The organism is Zoogloea oleivorans (assembly GCF_008107625.1).
Classification (GTDB): Bacteria; Pseudomonadota; Gammaproteobacteria; order Burkholderiales; family Rhodocyclaceae; genus Zoogloea; species Zoogloea oleivorans.
Map to the genome: position 1 here is coordinate 12,822 of NZ_SDKK01000035.1, position 17,615 is coordinate 30,436.

At 68.4% G+C, this 17,615-nt stretch carries 10 protein-coding genes; 3 read left to right on the plus strand and 7 right to left on the minus strand.

What is annotated here, in order from left to right:
* Positions 1-16: 16 nt before the first annotated feature.
* Positions 17-505 carry a hypothetical protein gene (locus tag ETQ85_RS23280; RefSeq protein WP_148581439.1) on the plus strand — a complete coding sequence of 163 codons (489 nt, stop codon included), beginning with the start codon at positions 17-19 and terminating at the stop codon, positions 503-505.
* Positions 506-740: 235 nt separating this feature from the next.
* On the opposite strand, the gene ETQ85_RS23290 is transcribed toward ETQ85_RS23280, so the two are convergent.
* The 3 genes from ETQ85_RS23290 to ETQ85_RS23300 are packed head-to-tail and all read right to left on the minus strand — an operon-like array spanning position 741 to position 5,536.
* Positions 741-1,091, minus strand: a complete 351-nt coding sequence (locus tag ETQ85_RS23290; protein WP_148581440.1) for a hypothetical protein — start codon at positions 1,089-1,091, stop codon at positions 741-743.
* A gap of 22 nt (positions 1,092-1,113) precedes the next feature.
* Complete coding sequence (locus tag ETQ85_RS23295; RefSeq protein ID WP_148581441.1) at positions 1,114-2,343, minus strand: efflux RND transporter periplasmic adaptor subunit; 1,230 nt, start codon at positions 2,341-2,343, stop codon at positions 1,114-1,116.
* 19 nt (positions 2,344-2,362) lie between these two features.
* A complete protein-coding gene (locus ETQ85_RS23300) occupies positions 2,363-5,536 on the minus strand; it encodes an efflux RND transporter permease subunit (RefSeq protein ID WP_148581442.1) in 3,174 nt (1,057 codons plus the stop codon).
* 264 nt (positions 5,537-5,800) lie between these two features.
* Here ETQ85_RS23300 and ETQ85_RS23305 point away from each other — a divergent pair, with 264 nt between their 5' ends.
* Positions 5,801-8,149, plus strand: a complete 2,349-nt coding sequence (locus ETQ85_RS23305) for an arylsulfatase (protein WP_148581443.1) — start codon at positions 5,801-5,803, stop codon at positions 8,147-8,149.
* 53 nt (positions 8,150-8,202) lie between these two features.
* A complete protein-coding gene (locus ETQ85_RS23310; protein WP_148581444.1) occupies positions 8,203-10,392 on the plus strand; it encodes a tetratricopeptide repeat protein in 2,190 nt (729 codons plus the stop codon).
* Between the two features lie 62 nt (positions 10,393-10,454).
* Here the strand turns inward: ETQ85_RS23310 and ETQ85_RS23315 are convergent, their stop codons facing one another.
* The 4 genes from ETQ85_RS23315 to ETQ85_RS23330 form a co-directional block, all read right to left on the minus strand.
* Positions 10,455-11,771 carry a ferredoxin reductase family protein gene (locus ETQ85_RS23315; protein WP_187394839.1) on the minus strand — a complete coding sequence of 439 codons (1,317 nt, stop codon included), beginning with the start codon at positions 11,769-11,771 and terminating at the stop codon, positions 10,455-10,457.
* A gap of 64 nt (positions 11,772-11,835) precedes the next feature.
* Positions 11,836-13,254, minus strand: a complete 1,419-nt coding sequence (gene adeC / locus ETQ85_RS23320) for an AdeC/AdeK/OprM family multidrug efflux complex outer membrane factor (RefSeq protein WP_148581446.1) — start codon at positions 13,252-13,254, stop codon at positions 11,836-11,838.
* Positions 13,251-16,373 (minus strand): efflux RND transporter permease subunit, encoded by a 3,123-nt coding sequence (locus ETQ85_RS23325; protein ID WP_148581447.1) that lies wholly within the window; start codon positions 16,371-16,373, stop codon positions 13,251-13,253. The genes adeC and ETQ85_RS23325 overlap by 4 nt, the downstream gene beginning before the upstream one ends.
* Positions 16,374-16,375: 2 nt before the next feature.
* Positions 16,376-17,548 (minus strand): efflux RND transporter periplasmic adaptor subunit, encoded by a 1,173-nt coding sequence (locus tag ETQ85_RS23330; protein ID WP_148581448.1) that lies wholly within the window; start codon positions 17,546-17,548, stop codon positions 16,376-16,378.
* Between the last annotated feature and the right edge of the window lie 67 nt (positions 17,549-17,615).

A 17,615-nucleotide genomic window follows, 5' to 3' on the forward strand; every position in this document is an offset into this window, starting at 1 on the left:
CAGGAAGAAAATTTCGATGAAATCAAAATATCTCGGCGTGCTGGTGTCTGTTGCCTTTCTGATGTCGGGCGTCACCCAGGCCGCAGGAAGTGCCAGCGAGCATCAGCACCACAGTCACGCCAGCAGCGCCCCGCAAACGCTCCAGCTCAATGCCGGCAGCAAGTGGAAAACGGACGCAACGCTGCGTCAGGTCATGAATGACATCAATCAGGCGATGACCAAGGCGCTTCCCCGGATTCACCGGAATGAATTCAGCAATGAAGGGTATCAGGCGCTGGCCAGGACAATTGGCCAGGAGGTGGCGCATGCCGTCGAGCACTGCAAGCTGGAGCCGAAAGCCGACGGCATGCTCCACCTGCTGATCGCCGAGCTGATGGGCGGCGCCGAGGCGATGGAGGGCAAAACGACGGCGTCGCGCAAGGCCGGTGCCGTTCGGGTGCGCGAAGCGCTCAAGGCTTACGGAAAATATTTCCAGCACCCCGGCTGGACAGTGCCCCGCGGTTGAATCTGCAGTCAGGGCCGCCCCTGGTGGAGCTATCCAGCCGGCGTGGCGCGCGGCCCGCGAAGGGGTGCAGGCGATACCAGAAGACGAGTTCCAGCAGGACGCCCGAGCTGACCAAGCCCGCGCTGCCGCTATCGGCGCCGGCGGCATACAGGGCGAGGGCTGCAAGCAGGATGCCGGCGGTGATCAGGTGACGTGTCATCGGGGTTTCCGGCGCGCCATGTGTTGACGCGGGGGCTTACTTGCCGTCGCCGAATTTTGCTTCGGCGATCTTCGCATCGGCGGCGATCTTGTCGTTGGCTTCCTTCGCTGCCTGCGCTTCGGTGTTGATGAACTGGCTGATCAGCTGGCTGGTGGCCTTGATGTCGGCGTTGCCTTCGTTCTGCAGGCAGTCCAGCCAGGCGCGCTGGGTCTGGCGGTAGGTGTTCACCGTGGCGACGCTCTTGTTGAAGGCGTCGGGGTTTTTCAGGTCGAGGCTGACGGCGGCCGGGCGCGGGCCGCAGGCATGGCTCCAGCTGCCATTGTCGATCTTGCCGGCATGGGCGGGCAGGGCGGCGGCGAGGGCGAGGAGGAGGACAAGACGGGTCATGGCGGTGGTTCTCCGGTAGGGATCAGCTCTTTTTGGGGGGGGCGGGCTTGTCGGTGGGGCTGCCTTTGCGATTCTTTTCCGGCATGGCCTTCGGATTGACGGTTTCACCGTCGGCCAGCAGGTCGGAGGGGCTGCTCACCAGCACATCGCCGGACTTGAGACCCGACAGGATTTCGATGTCGCGGCCGAGATCGCGGCCGACGGTGACGTTCTGGAAAGAGACTGTGTTGTCTTTGCCGACGGTGACGACGCGGGTGCCGTCCTGACCGGTGACGAGGGTGCTGGTGGGCACCAGCAGGGCCTTGGCGGTACTCGACAGCTTGAAGCTGACTTCGCCGTAGGTGCCGGGCAGCAGCTTGCCGTCCGGGTTGGGCAGCTCCAGTTCCACCTGGCGGGTGCGGGTCACCGGGTCGAGCGCGCCGGCGGCGTGGGCGACTTTGGCGGTGAGCTTCTTGCCGGGGCTCTCGGGGATGCGCAGCGTGACTTCCTGGCCTTCGGCGATTTCGCTGGCGTAGACCTGCGGAATCCACAGGGTCAGGCGCAGCGGGTCGGTCTGGGCGAGGGCGAAGAGCTCCTTGCCGTTGGCGGTGATCAGATCACCGACTTCGACGCTGCGGCGGGTGATCACGCCATCGAAGGGGGCGACGATGCGGCGGAAGCTCTTGAGTTGTTCGAGCCGGCGCACATTGGCGTCTACCGCGGCCAGATCGGCGCGGGCCTGGGTGGCGGCGCTGCGTTTTTCGTCGAGGTCCTGTTTGGCCACGCTGTCGAGGCTGGACAGGTGTTCCCAGCGCTTGAGGGTGTCGCGGGTGAGTTCCACGCGGGCCTTGACCTGGTCACGGGCAGCACGGGCCTGGGCCAGTTCCTGGTCCTGCTCGGGGGCTTCGATGGTGGCCAGCAGCTCGCCCTTCCTGACCCGCTCACCGATGGTCTTGTGCCAGGCGGTGAGGTAGCCGCCGCTGCGGGCGAGGAGGGTGATTTCGCTGCGCCCCTTGAGGGTGGCCGGCAAGGTAACGTTGCGCTGGCCGTCGCCAGGACGGGCGACCACCGTGGATACGGTGCGGGTCAGGCTGGTGGCGGTGCGCTGCTCAAGGGCGCGGGCGTCCTGGTGTTCGAGGGCCAGGCGCAGGCCGCCGCCGGCCAGCAGCAGGCCAATCACGCTGAAGCCGGTGAAGCGGGCGTAGCGCAGGGTTTTGCCACCCGTGTGGGCGGCGAGGGCGTGGGGCGAAGGGGGCGGGGTCATGTCGGACATGGCGTGATTCCGGGTTCGATCAGGCGGGGGCCAGGTGCTGGCGCAACCCGCGGCGCTCCAGCCGCAGATGCACCGCGGCGAAGACGAGGGGGACGAAGAGCAGGGTGGAGGCGGTGGCGAAGGCGAGTCCGCCGATCACGGCCCGGCCCAGCGGGGCGTTCTGTTCGGCGCCCTCGCCCACGCCGAGGGCCATCGGCAACATGCCGGCGATCATCGCGAAGGCGGTCATCAGCACCGGGCGCAGGCGGGTCGAGGCGGCTTCCAGCGCCGCGGTGAGGGGCGGCACACCCTCGGCGAGGCGGCTGCGCGCGAAGGACACCAGCAGGATCGAGTTGGCCGTGGCCACCCCCATGGTCATGATGGTGCCGGTGAGCGCCGGCACGCTGAGCGTGGTGCCGGTCAGGAACAGCAGCCAGGCGATGCCGGCCAGCGCGGCGGGCAGCGCGCTGATGATGATCAGCGGGTCGACCCACGACTGGAAGTTGACCACCAGCAGCAGGTACACCAGCACGATGGCCACCGCCAGGCCGAGGGCCAGGCCGGCGAAGGCGCTGTGCAGGGTTTCCACTTGGCCGCGCATGACCAGATCGACACCGCGGGGCAGTTTGGGGCGAATCTCGTCGAGCAGGACGTCGATGTCGCGGCTGACGCTGCCCAGATCGCGCCCTTCCACGTTGGCGAAGACGTTGAAGATCTGCGTGGTGTTGTAGGTGGTGACCATCGGCGCCATGGCCTGACGGGACAGGGACACCACGTTGCCGAGCAACTGGGCGCCATCGGCGTTGGCGCCCACCGGGGTGCGCAGCAGCGCGTCAAGGCTGTCGACGGCCGTTTCGGGGCTGCGCACGCCGATGGTGTAGGTGTTGCCGTTGACCGGGTTGAGCCAGTAGGCCGGTGAGGCCTGCATGCTGCCGGACAGCGAGATCATCACGTTCTGGGCGACGTCCCTGGCGGCCAGGCCGAGCTGCTGCAGGCGCACCCTGTCCATGTCGAGGGCCAGGGCCGGCTTGCCCCAGCGCTGGTACACGTGGGCATCGACGATGCCGGGAATGGCGCGCAGGCGATTGTTCAGCTCGACCGCCAGCGGAATCACCTCGGTGGGCTTGCCGCCGATGAACTGGATGTCGATGGGCGCCGGGGTGCCGAAGTTGAGGGTCTGGCTGACCTGATCGGCAGGCTGGAAGTAAAACTCGACGCCCGGGAAGCGCTCCGGCAGCAGGGCGCGCAGGCGGGCGATGTAGTCGGCGCTGGGGCCGTGGCCGGGCAACAGCGACAGCATGATCTCGGTATCGGCCGTCTCGGCGCTGCCCGAGTTGCCGAACAGCGTATTGCGGGTGGAGTAGGGGCCGCCGACGATGTCGAGGATGTCGCCAAGCTCGGCCGCCGGGACGACTTCGCGGAGCGTGGCTTCGACCTGGTCCACCAGCTTGGGCATTTCCTCCAGCCGGGTGCCGGAGGGGGCGCGCAGGTGCAGGCGGATCTGGCCGGCGTCCACCGCCGGAAAGAGATCCTGCCCGAGCAGCGGCACCAGCCCCAGCGACAGCAGGCACAGGCCCATGAAGGCCAGGCCGAAGCGCCGCCGCTGGCGCAGCAGGGCGGCCAGCAGCACGGTGTAGTGCTCGCGCAGGCGCGCAAAGCCGGCCTCGAAGCCCAGGTGGATGCGATGAAAGCGCGCCGCCAGACCCGCCGTTGGTGCCGGCCGGTGCCCGCCGTGTTGCGCGGCCATCATGTACATCACCAGCGTCGGCACCAGCGTGCGCGACAACAGGTAGGAAGCCAGCATCGCAAACACCACCGCCTCGGCCAGCGGCACGAAGAGCGAGCGGGCCACGCCGGTGAGAAAGAACATCGGTACGAAGACGATGCAGATGCACAGGGTCGATACGAAGGCCGGGGCGGCGATCTCCTGGGCCCCGTCGAGAATGGCCTGGTGCGGATTCTTGCCGAGGGCCATCTGGCGCTCGATGTTCTCGATCTCGACGGTGGCGTCGTCCACCAGGATGCCCACCGCCAGCGCCAGCCCGCCGAGGGTCATCAGGTTGAGGGTTTCATCGAGCAGGTAGAGCACGATCAGCGAGCAGCAGATCGACAGGGGGATCGACACGGCGATGATGCAGGTGGTGCGCCAGTTGCCGAGGAAGAGCAGGATCATTGCGGCGGTGAGGGACGCGGCGATCAGCGCTTCGTGGAGCACGTTGCCGATGGCCGCCCGCACGAACAGCGACTGGTCGAACATCAGCTTGAGGCTCATGTCCTCGGGCAGCTTTTCGAGGATGCGCGGGATCTCGTTGCGGACCTGATCGACCACCTCCAGCGTGGACACGCCGCCCACCTTGAACACCGAGGTCAGGATGCCGCGCTCGCCGTTCTGGCGCACGATGGTCGAGAGCGGCCCGGCGCCGTCGCGCACGCTGGCCACGTCGCGTACGTGAATGGTCTTGCCGTCGACGGTCTTGATGGGGATGTCGGCGATCTTGGCGATGGTGGCCACCGAGCCGTTGAGGGCCACGTCGTATTCCTGGGCGCCGATCTTGACGATGCCGGTGGGCAGCGTGAGGGTCTGGTTGCCGATGGCATTGGTCACGTCGGCCGGGGTGATGCCGCGGGCAAGCAGGGCGGCAGTGTCGATGTCCACCGAGATCTGCCGGTTGCGGGCGCCGAAGGGGGCGGTGAGTTCGACCCCTTTCTTCAGGCGCAGGGTGTTGCGCACCACGTCGTTGGTGAGCTCGCCCACCTCGGTTTCGGGCACGGTGGCGCTGGATACGCCCACCTGCAACAGCGGCAGGTCGGTGGCCGAGTACTCCACCACCTGGGGCGGTGCGATGCCCACCGGCAGCGAGCGGTAGGCTGCGTTGGCGCCCGACTGGACCTGGGCCAGCGCCGTGCCGATGTCGGTGCCCTGCTGGAAGAAGACCTTGATGATCGCCCCGCCGGCCACCGAGATCGATTCGGTGTGCTCGATGTTGTCCACCGACTGGGTCATCGCCCGCTCGGCGGTGCGGGTGATGCGGCTATAGATCTCCGGTGCGGGCAGCCCGTTGTAGCTGTACAGCATGGCCACCACCGGAATGTCGATGGACGGAAAGATGTCGACGGACATCTTCCGCAGCACATAGGGCATGGACAGCAGGATGAGCAGCGCCATCACCAGAAAGGTGTAGGGGCGCCGCAGGGCGATATTGACGATCCACATGGAGGCAGGGTGCCGCGGGCAAGCAAACCCTACAGGATGGCAATTTCCGTTCCACGATGTGGCCGCCAGTGCCGGCGCGGCTTGGCGCGGCTCGCTTGGCGAGAGGGGTGCTGGGAAATCAGCAGATTTGCTGCGCTGCGGTTGGGTGGGCAGCAGAGTGGCTCGGGGGGCGGGCGCTAAAGTCTTGTGCCACCTGGTCATTCAGGGGTGGCACGGTCTGTGCGGGCAATCCTTTTCGTCCCCGGAACAAGCCTATCCACGCCCATGAAGAAAACTCCTTTCCGTTCTGCCGGCCTGCTCATCGGCCTGGCCCTGGCGCCGCTGGCGCACGCCCAGCAGGCTGTCCAGGTGCTGCCCCGTCCGCCCGAACCCTTTGCCGGCAAGATCGACCCGGATAAGGGCAAGTCCACGCCGGCCTGGCCGAAGCAGGCGAAGGCGGCGCCGGGCGCGCCCAATGTGGTCGTGGTGCTGCTCGACGACGTGGGTTTCGCCCAGTCGTCCACCTTTGGCGGCGTGGCTGAAACGCCGGCCCTGGAAGAACTGGCGAAGAGCGGCCTGTCGTACAACCAGTTTCATGTGGCGGCGCTGTGCTCGCCAACCCGCTCGGCGATCCTTACCGGGCGCAACCATCACGAGGTGGGCTTTGGCAACGTGGCCAACTCGTCGGCGGGGTTTCCGGGTTACAACTCGGTGTGGGCCAAGGACACCGTGTCCTTGCCTGAAGTGCTGCGCCAGAACGGCTACAGCACGGCCGCCTTCGGCAAATGGCACAACACGCCGGAGTGGGAAGTCACTCCCGCCGGCCCCTTCGATCACTGGCCGACCAGCCTGGGCTTCGAGTATTTCTTCGGTTTTCACGGTGGCGCCGACAACCAGTGGGAGCCGCGCCTGTATCGCAACACCACGCCGGTCGAGCCCGGGGCCACGCCGGCGCAGGGCTACCACCTCACCGCCGACATGGCCGACGACGCCACCCGCTGGCTGCGCACGCTGGATGCGGTGTATCCCGACAAGCCCTTCTTCCTGTGGTTTGCGCCGGGCGGTACGCACTGGCCGCACCACGTGCCCAAGGAGTGGATCGAGCGCTACAAGGGCAAGTTCGACCAGGGCTGGGACCGCCTGCGGGAGCAGATCTTCGCCCGCCAGAAGGCCAAGGGCGTGATCCCGGCCAATGCGCAGTTAACCCCGCGCCCGCCCGAACTGCCGGCCTGGGATTCGCTGCCGGCCGATCAGCGCAAGCTGCTGGCCCGCGAGGCCGAGGTGACCGCTGCCTTCCTGGCCTACACCGACTTCCAGGTGGGCCGCCTGCTGGCCGAGATCCGCGCCCAGGGCAAGGGCGACAACACGGTGGTGTTCTACATCGTCGGCGACAACGGCGCGGAAGTGAATACGGCGCTGCTGGGCCGTGATGTGCTGGCGCCGGACGGCCAGCCGGCGACGGTGGCCGAACGGGTCAAGCGCCTCGAAGAGCTGGGCAGCCCGGCCTTCGACAACCAGGTGGGTTCCGCCTGGGCGTGGGCCGACAACACGCCCTTCCAGTACGGCAAGGGCGTGCCGGCCTATCTGGGCGGCACCCGCAACCCGCTGGTGGTGTCGTGGCCGAAGGGCATCAAGGAGCGCGGCGTGGTGCGCAGCCAGTTTGGCCACGCCACCGACATTGCCCCGACCATTTACGAGCTTGCCGGCATCAGTTTCCCGCAGAAGGTGGAGGGGGTGGATCAGCAGCCCCTGTCGGGCCGCAGCCTTGCCGCCAGCTTCACCCAGACCGGCGCTTCCGCACCGCGTACCCTGCAGTATTTCGAGATTCGCGGCACCCGTGGCATCTACAAGGATGGCTGGTGGGCTGGTTCGCGGCAGGTCAATCCGGGGGGCAACTCGGCGCTCAACAAGGCCCCGTTCGGCACCCGCCAGTGGGAGCTCTACAACCTGGATGAAGACTTCAGCCAGTCGCGCAACCTGGCCGACCAGTACCCGGAAAAGCTCGCCGAGCTGGTGGCGGCCTTCGACAAGGAAGCTTGGCGTAACGATGTGTACCCCTTGCAGCCGGATGTGGGGGTCGGGCGGCCCAGCCTGACCGCCGGGCGCAGCCTGTTTACCTACCGGGCCGGAGTGGGTCGCATTCCGTCGCGCAGTGGCCCGGACGTGACCCGCCGGGCGCACCGCATCAGCGCCGATGTGGATCTGTCCGGCAAGGGCGGCGACGGCGTCATCATTGCCGACGGCGGGCGCTGGGGCGGTTTCAGCCTGTTCGTGAAGGAGGGGCGCCTGCACTATGAAGCCAACGCCCACGGCCATCGCAGCGGCCACATCGTGGCTGGCGAGCGCCTGCCCCGCGGCAAGGTGAAGGTCGAATTCCGCTTTACGCCGGACGGGGCCGTGCCCGCCGCGTCGGCCACCGTGGTGCCCGGCCAGCCGCTGCCGGCGGTGCCGGGCGTCGGCCGGCTCTTCGTCAATGGCCGGCAGGTGGGTGAGGGGCGCATCAGCAAGATCGCCTACGGCAGCTACGACACGCTCGACATTGGCGCCGACCTGGGGACGCCGGTCAGCAGCGAGTACAAGGTGCCCTTCCGCTTCTCGGGCACCCTGGACAAGGTGCAGGTGGAGCTCCTCTGACGCGCGGCCATCGCGCCCGCCCGGCATTGGCCGGGTGGGTGTTTCTTGTTCTGATGTGTCTGAGCCTCTGCGCCGGCCTGGCCCGGGGCGGGGAGGCCCCGCGCGCCGTGGGCAGTGCCACCTGCGTGAGCTGTCATGCGGACGAAGGGCGGCGCTGGCAGGCCTCTCACCACGCCCAGGCCATGCAGCCCGCCACCGAGGCCACCGTGCGGGGCGACTTTGCCGATGCCCGCTTCACGCAGGGGGCGCGCCAGGTGCGCTTCTTTCGTCGGGGGGCGGGCTTCTTCATCCGCACCGAAGGGCCGGACGGCCAGCCTGCCGATTTTCAGGTCACTCACACCTTTGGCGTCCACCCGCTCCAGCAATACCTGATTCCGCTGCCGGGCGGCCGTCTGCAGGCCTTCGACATCGCCTGGGACACCCGCTCGCCGGCCGAGGGCGGCCAGCGCTGGTTCGCCCTGGCGCTCCACGAGAAGGCCCGGCCCGGCGAGGCGCTGCACTGGACCGGCCGCGAGCTGAACTGGAACTTCATGTGCGCCGGCTGCCATTCCACCGGCGTGGTCAAGCATCACGACCCGGCCAGCGGCCACTACCGGACCACCTCGACCGACCAGGCCGTGGGCTGCGAGGCCTGCCATGGCGCCGGCTCGGCGCATGTGGCAGAGGCGCGGGGGGCGGCTGTCGCGGCCGGCGATGGCCACGGCCTGCCGGTGGCCACCCGCGTGCTGCGCCGGCTGGTCTTTGCCTTTGATGGCAGCGCACCGATTGCCCGCCCGCAAGGCGATCCGGCCGTCGGCCAGCGGGCCGGCGAGGTGTGTGCCGGCTGCCATTCCCGCCGTCAGCAACTGGTCGCCGCGCCACGGCCGGAGGCGCCTTTTCTCGACAACTTTCGCCCGGCCTTGATTGAGCCCGGCGTGTACCACCCGGACGGGCAGATCGACGACGAGGTTTTCGAATACGGATCTTTCGTCCAGAGCGCCATGCACCGCGCCGGTGTGACCTGCACCCACTGCCACGACCCCCACGACGGCAAGCCGCGGGCATCGGGTAACGCCCTGTGTGCCCAGTGCCACCTGCAGGCCCGCTACGATGCGGCATCCCACCATCGCCACGCCCCCGGTTCGACAGGTGCGGCGTGCACGGCCTGCCACATGCCGACCAAGACCTACATGGGCGTGCATGTGCGCCATGACCACCGCCTGGCCGTGCCACGCCCGGATGTTTCGGTGCGCCTCGGCACGCCGGATGCCTGCACTGCCTGCCATACCGACCGTCGGCCCGACTGGGCTGCCGCCGCGCTCGAAAGCTGGCGTGGCAAGCCGGCAGCGGGTAAGGGCATTGCCGATCTGCTGGCTGCATTGTGGCGCGGCGGCTGGCCGGGCAGTGCCCTGGCCCGGGCGTTGGAGGCCGACTACCCTGCCATTCAGCAGGCCAGTGTGCTGGCCAGTTCGGGGGGGCGCCCGGCTGGCGCTCAGGTGGCGCTGGCGCGGGCTGCCGGCGGCAGGGACGGGTTGCTGCGCCTCGGTGCGGCGCGTGCGCTGGCGGTATTGCCCCCGGGGCCGGCTGCCGCCATTGGCGTGCCTTTGCTCGATGATCCGCTGCGCGCCGTGCGTATCGAAGCCGCCCGCAGCCTGGCCGGGCTGCCCGCCGGTGCCTTGCCGGACGGCCCGCGGAACCAGCTGGCGGTTGTGATCGACGAACTCCTCGCCACTGAACGCCTCGCGGCCGAGCGCCCGGAGGCCCACGTGAACCTCGCCCGCCTGCATCTGGCCCGGGGGGATCCGGCCGCCGCCGAGGCGGCATTGCGGACGGCCTTGCGACTCGACCCGGCCTTCGTCCCGGCCCTGATCAATCTGGCTGATCTCTTTCGCGCCGGCGGTCAGGGCGATGCCGAGGGCCTGCTGCGCCAGGCAATGACGCTTGCGCCCCATGCGGCCGAGCCTCGCCATGCCCTGGCCCTGCTGCTGATTCGCCAGGGGCGCCGGGAGGCCGCGCTGCCACTGCTCGAGGAGGCCGTCAGCCGGGCGCCGGGCAACGGCCGTTACGCGCTGGTCGCCGGTGTGGCGCTGCTGGAAGCAGGGTGTCTGGACCAGGCTGCCGTGTTGCTGGCTGCCAGCCGCCTACGCTTGCCCGACGATCCGGACCTGTTGCGCCTGGCGGCCCGTATCGAAGCCCGTCGCGGCCGGCCGGAGCAGGCCGCCACTCTCGCGGCAGAGCTGGACCTGCTGCTGCGCTCGCCCTGAGTTTGGCAGGCCGTGAATGCCTGGCTTGTGCTGGCTGTTGCGCTGTGCCGGGGTGGGGAGGTTCAGCGGAACGCAAACAACTCCCGCTCGAATCGGACTGGCGGAGTGGTGCTGGCGACGGCCTTTTCCAGTGCCAGCCCCCAGGCTTCCGGCCCGCAGAACCACACGCTGCTGCCCGCTGTGGCATGGCGCAGGATGTCGCGGGTGTCGAAGGGCCCCTGGGTGTCGGTGTAGCGCCGGTGCAGGCGCACCCCGGCCGCTTCGCACAGCGCCGGCAAGTTTGCCGGGTAGGCGTCGGCGTGCTCGGCGCGGGTAGCGTAGAAGAGCTCGATCGGGCGCCCGGTGCGTTCGCTCTGCCGGGCCAGTTCTTCGAGACGGGCGAGGAAGGGGGTGATGCCGATGCCACCGGCGACCCAGATTTCCCCGATGCCGGCTTTGTCGGCATCGAAGGTGAAGGCGCCGTAGGGGCCTTCGAGTTTCACCGCCTGGCCGATGGCGAGCCGTTCGGCCAGTTGGCGGGTGTAGTCGCCGAGCCCCTTGATCGACAGGGTGAGGGTGCCGGTGGCCGGGTGCCAGGCATTGGCGAGGGTGAAGGGGTGGGCGCCTTCCGCGGTGTGGCCGAAATCGGCCAGCACGTGCTGGCCCGCCTTGTGGCCCGGCCATCCGGTGGGGCGGCAGTGCACTTCCAGTACGCCGTCGGCGTGGCAGCTCAGGCTTTCGATGTGGGCAACATGCTGCCGGCGGGCACCGATGCGGCCCAACAGGGACAGCACGGCCGGCCCGACGCCGAGGGCTGCGACGCCCGCCGTCAGCCAGCCCAGGGGCTGTTGCCAGAAGTTCGTCGGCATCAGCATCAGGCCGTGGAAGGCGCCGGCGATGAAAACCAGCGGAAACAGCTTGTGCACCCAGCGGAAGTAGCGGTACGGGATGCGCTTCACCAGGGCGATCACCACCAGCGCCAGCAGGATGTAGCCGGCCCATTCGCCCACGTCCTTGGCCAGGTCGATCCACATGTCTTCCTGCCCCCTGGGCGGGCGCGGGCCGCGCACGGGGCGTTCGATGAAGCCGGCCTTGGCCAGGTTCTTGGGCAGCCATTCGAGCATCCAGTGGGTGAACACGAGCAGCCCGGCGCCGATGCCGATGTCTTTGTGCAGGCGGTACAGGCGGTCGAGGCCGCCGAAATACTTCTCCAGTTTTGGCGGCCGTGCGGCCAGCACCATGCCGGCGCTCATCCACCACAGGGCGAGGGTGCCGGACAGCAGGATCAGGGCGCGGCGCCAGTCCCACAGGTTTTTGGCGGAGGCGACGATGTCGGGGAGGGCGAAGGCGGCCCACACCAGGAGGGGCAGGCCGGCGAGGAAGAGCAGTGGGCGTTTCATGATGATTTCCGGTTTTTCAGAGGACATCTTGAGTTCAAGGCAGGGTGTCGGGCTGAAGCCCGACCTACAGCGCGAGATTGCCGCCGCCGAGCACTTTGTAGAGCGTGACGGCATTGGTGGCGGCGGACAGCTTCAGGCTGACCAGGCTCTGGCGCGCGGCGTACAGGCTGCGCTGGGCGTCGAGGGCGCTCAGGTAACTGTCCACGCCCTTCTGGTAGCGGGCTTCCGACAAGCGGTAGCTGGCGGCGCTGGCGTCCACCAGCTTGTGCTGGGCGTCGAGGCGGGCATCCAGCGTGGCGCGCTGGGCGAGAGCGTCGGCCACTTCCCGGAAGGCGCTCTGGATGGCCTTTTCGTAGCGGGCCAGGTAGATGTCCCGGTCGGTTTCGGCCACTTGCAGGTTAGCCCGGTTGGCGCCGGCATTGAAGATCGGCAGGCTCACTTGGGGGATGAAAGTCCATGCCCCCGAACCCGCCGCGAACAGGCCGCCCAGGGTGCTGCTGGCGGTGCCGGCGGTGGCGGTCAGGCTGATGCTCGGGAAGAAGGCGGCCCGTGCGGCGCCGATGTTGGCGTTGGCGGCGCGAAGCTGGCGCTCGGCGGCGAGCACGTCCGGACGTTCCTGCAGCACCGTGGAGGGCAGGCCGACAGGCAGTTCGCGCAGGGTCGTCACGCTGTCGAGCCCGGCGGGCGGCAACAGCGTGTCGGGCACCGCGGTGCCGACCAGCAGCACCAGCGCGTTGCGGTCGGTGGCGACTTGGGCGGTGTAGGCGGCTGCATCGCGACGGGCGGTTTCGACACTGGTTTCGATCTGGCGCAAGTCCAGTTCGGTGCCGATGCCCAGCTCGACGCGCTTGCGGGTCAGGGCGTAGCTGCTTTGCTGGCTGGCGAGGGTTTCCTGCGCCAGTTGCAGCAGGGCTTCGTCGGCAGACAGGGTGAGGTAGGCGCCGGCCACTTCGGCGACCAGGCTGATGCGCGTGCTGCGCAGGGTTTCCTCGCTGGCCAGATAGGTCTCGAGGGCCTGGTCGCGCAGGCTCTGGATGCGCCCAAAAAGGTCGATCTCCCAGTTACTGAAGCCCAGATCCACGCTGTGGCTGCGGCTGGTGATGGCCTGCCCGGTACCGGACAACTCGCCCGGCGTGCGCCTGGCGGTGCTGCCGGCATCGGCGCTCACCGCCGGGAACAGTTCGGCGCGCTGGATGCGGTACTGGGCACGCGCCTTGACGATGTTGAGGGCGGTTTCGCGCAGGTCGCGGTTGTTGGCCAGGGCCAGGTCGATTAACTGGTGCAGGCGCGTATCGACGAAGAAGGTGCGCCAGCCAGGGGTGGCGACCGATTCATTGGTCCCGCTGGCGGCCACCTTGCCGCCGCTGGCGGGCCAGGTATTGTCCACCGGGGCGGCGGGGCGCGCGTAGTCGGGGGCGAGGGTGGCGCAGCCGCCAAGCACGCCGGCCAGCAGCAGGGTAATGCCGAGGGTACGCAGCTTCATGATGTTTCTCCCTGCAGGACGGGCGCCGGGGTCGGGCGCGAGAACAGCTTGCGCACCGCGACGAAGGCGAGGGGGATGAAGAACAGGCCGAGCACGGTGGCGGTGATCATGCCGCCGAGCACGCCGGTGCCGATGGCCACCCGGCTCGCCGAACCGGCGCCGGTGCTGATGGCCAGCGGCAGCACGCCGAGGGCGAAGGCCAGCGAGGTCATCAGGATCGGCCGCAGACGCAGGCGCACGGCCTGCAGCGTGGCGTCGATGAGGCTGGCGCCTTCTTCCTGCAACTGCTTGGCAAACTCCACGATCAGGATCGCGTTCTTGGCCGACAGGCCCACGGTAGTCAGCAGGCCGACCTGGAAATACACGTCGTTCGACAAGCCGCGCAGGCTGGCGGCCAGCACCGCGCCGAGCACGCCGAGCGGCACGATCAGGATCACCGAGAACGGAATCGACCAGCTTTCGTACAGCGCCGCCAGACACAGGAAGACCACCAGCACCGAGATGGCGTAGAGCAGCGGGGCCTGGGCGCCGGACAGGCGTTCCTGGTAAGACTGCCCGGTCCACTCGAAGCCGACGCCTTCCGGCAGTTGCTTGATGATCGCCTCAATGGCGTTCATCGCGGTGCCGGAGCTGACGCCCTCGGCCGGTTCGCCGACGATCTCGAAGGCCGCCATGCCGTTGTAGCGCTCCAGCTGCGGCGAGCCCGTCGTCCAACTGGTCGAGGAGAAAGCCGAGAAAGGCACCATGCCGCCCTCGCCGTTGCGCACATACCAGCTGGCCAGGTCTTCGCCCATGGCGCGGGCCGGGGCGTCGCCCTGCAGGTACACCCGCTTGACGCGGCTCTTGTTGATGAAGTCATTCACGTAGGTGCCGCCGCTGGCGGTGGACAGGGTGTCGTTGATGTCGGCCATGGCCAGGCCGAAGGCGCCGGCCTTCTGGTCGTCGATGGCGAGGCGGAAGCGCGGCGTGTCGTCCTGGCCGTTCTTGCGCACCTTGGTGAGCGTCGGGTCCTTGGCGGCGAGGGCCAGGAACTGTTCGCGGGCCGCCACCAGCCGGTCGTGGCCGATGCCGCCCAGATCCTGCAGTTCCACGTCAAAGCCGCTGCTGCTGCCCAGGCCGCGGATGGCCGGCGGCAGGATCACGAAGATCCGCGCGTCGCGCACTGCCGACAGGTCGCGGGTGGCGCGGCGGCTGAAGGCGGCGGCTGCGCTGGGGGCGTCTTCCCGTTCGCTCCAGTCCTTCAGCTTGATGAAGGCCATCGCCGAGTTCTGGGCGTTGCCGCCGTTGCCCATGCCGTTGATGGTGACGAGGCCTGCCACTTCGGGCTGCTGCAGCATGTACTGCTCAAGCGAATTCACGGCCTGGGCGGTGCGCTCCTTGGTGGCGCCGGACGGCAATTGCACCATGGCGATCACGAAGCCCTGGTCTTCTTCCGGCAGAAAGGAGGTGGGCAGGCGCAGGAACAGCACCGACAACAGGCCAAGCAGCAGCGCATACACCGCCACGGCCTTGCCGCCGCGCTTGAGCAGGCCGGCGACCTTGCCCTCGTAGCGCTGGCTGTTGCGCTCGAAGACCCGGTTGAACCACGCAAAGAAGCCCGTGCGATGTACGTGGCCGGGCTTGAGCAGGGTGGCGCACAGGGCCGGGGTGAGGGTCAGGGCCACCAGCACCGACAGCAGCATGGCGGCGACGATGGTGATGGAGAACTGGCGGTAGATGACGCCGGTGGAGCCACCGAAGAAGGCCATCGGCACGAACACCGCCGACAGCACCAGCGCAATGCCGACCAGCGCGCCGGTGATCTCGCCCATCGACTTGCGGGTCGCCTCGCGGGGCGACAGGCCTTCCTCGCTCATGATGCGCTCGACGTTCTCGACCACCACGATGGCGTCGTCCACCAGCAGGCCGATGGCCAGCACCATGCCGAACATGGTCAGGGTGTTGATCGAATAGCCAAAGGCCGCCAGCACCCCGAAGGTGCCCAGCAGCACCACCGGCACGGCAATTGCCGGGATCAGCGTGGCGCGCAGGTTCTGCAGGAAGAGGTACATGATCAGCACCACCAGCACGATGGCTTCGATCAGGGTCTTCACCACCTCTTCGATGGAGATGCGCACGAAGGGCGTGGTGTCGTAGGCCACCACCGGCTTCATCTGCATTTCGGCCGGGAAGAAGCGCGACAGCTCGTCGAGCTTGGCCTTCACCCGGTCGGCGGTTTGCAGCGCGTTGGCGCCGGCGGCCAGCTTGATGCCGATGGCGGCAGAGGGCTTGCCGTTGTACTGCACGCTGACGTCGTAGCTCTCGCCACCCAGTTCGATGCGGGCCACGTCGGAGAGATGCACCACCGCGCCGTCGGTGCTGGTCTTGAGGACGATGGCGCCGAACTGCGCCGGCGTCTGCAGCTTGCTGCGCGCGGTGATGCTGGCGTTGATCTGCTGGCCGCCCCGGGCCGGCAGCCCGCCGATCTGGCCGGCGGTGACCTCGGCATTCTGGGCCTGGATGGCGCTCTTCACGTCGCTTGGCATCAGCGAGTACTTTTGCAGCTTCGCCGGGTCGAGCCAGATGCGCATGGCGTAGCCGGTGCCCAGGGCCTGCACGTCGCCCACCCCTTCGACACGGCTCACCGGGTCGAGCAGGCTGGTGGAGATGTAGTCGCCGATGTCGATGGCGGTGGTGCGGGTGTTGTCGGACACCAGCGACACGATCATCAGGAAGTCGGTGCCGGTCTTGGCCACCGACACGCCCAGGTTCTGGACGATCTGGGGCAGGCGCGATTCGGCCTGCTTGAGCTTGTTCTGCACCTGCACCTGGGCCACGTCCGGGTTGGTGCCGGCCTCGAAGGTCAGGGTGATTTGCGCGCTGCCGGCCGAACTGCTGCTGGACGACATGTAGCTCAGGTGATCGAGCCCCTTCATCTGCTGTTCGATGACCTGCACCACCGAGTTCTCGATGGTTTCGGCAGAGGCGCCGGTGTAGTTGGCCGAGATGGTGATCTTCGGCGGGGCGATGTTGGGGTATTGCTCGAGGGACAGGCGGCTGATCGACAGGGCGCCGGCCAGCATCACCACAATGGCGATGACCCACGCGAAGATCGGGCGGTCGATGAAGAAGCGGGCCATGATCAGGCTCCCGGCTTGGCGTCAACGGACACCGGCGTCACCACCGCGTCGGGGCGGGCCTTCTGGCTGCCCTCGACGATGACCTTGTCGCCCGCGGCGAGGCCGGCATTCACCAGCCAGCTATCGCCCACCGGCCGGCCGACATTTAGCACCCGCTGTTCCACCTTGTTGCCGGCGCCCACCACCAGCGCGGTGGCCTCGCCCTTCACGTTGCGCGACACGCCGCGCTGGGGCACCAGCACGGCCTTGTCGGTTACGCCTTCTTCCAGCAGCGCACGCACGTACATACCCGGTAGCAGATCGCCCTTCGGGTTGGGAAAGACGGCGCGCAGGGCGACGGTGCCGGTGCCTTCGTTCACCGTGATGTCGGTGAATTGCAGGCGGCCTTCGCGGCCGTAGCGGCTGCCGTCCTCAAGGATCAGCGTGACCGCGGCCTGGTTGCGCCCGGCCTGGCGGATCTGGCCGGCCTCGAAGGCGCGCTTGAGGCGCAGGGCATCGGCGCTGGACTGGGTGAGGTCCACGTAGATCGGGTCCAACTGCTGCACGGTGGCCAGCGCAGCGGCCTGGCCGGCAGTTACCAGCGCCCCCGGCGTGACTGAAGACTTGCCGATGCGCCCCGACACCGGTGCGGTGACGCGGGTGTAGGCCAGATTGATGGCGGCGCTGTCGAGGGCTGCGCGGGCCGAAGCGACATCGGCCTCGGCCTGGCGCAGCGCGGCGAGGGCGTCGTCGGTGTCCTGCTGGGCCACGGCCTTGATCTCGGCGAGCTCCTTGTAGCGGGCCGCCTTCGGGCGCTGGGTTTCGACATTGGCCTGGGCCTTGGCGAGGGCGGCCCTGGCGCTGTCGACGGTGGCCTGATAGGTGGCCGGGTCGATGCGGTACAGCAGCTGGCCGGCCTTCACTTCGGCGCCTTCGGTAAACAGGCGCTCGCGGACGATGCCGCCGACCTGCGGCCGTACTTCGGCGACCACGGTGGACGCCGTGCGGCCGGGCAGTTCGGACGTGAGGGTGAGCGGCTTGGCCTGCAGTGTCACCACGCCCACCTCGGCAGGCCCGGCGGGCGGCATGCCGGCGGGCGCGGCGGATGAATTGCAGCCGGCCAGCAGCGCAGCCGACAGGGCCGCCGCCAGGGCGGTGAACACGATGGGGCGCCGGGAAGCGGGGAGGGGAGGCATCTGGATTCCTTTGCGGCGGAGTGCCGATATCTGATGCCCTGATTGTGGAAAGCAAATGTGCAGAAAA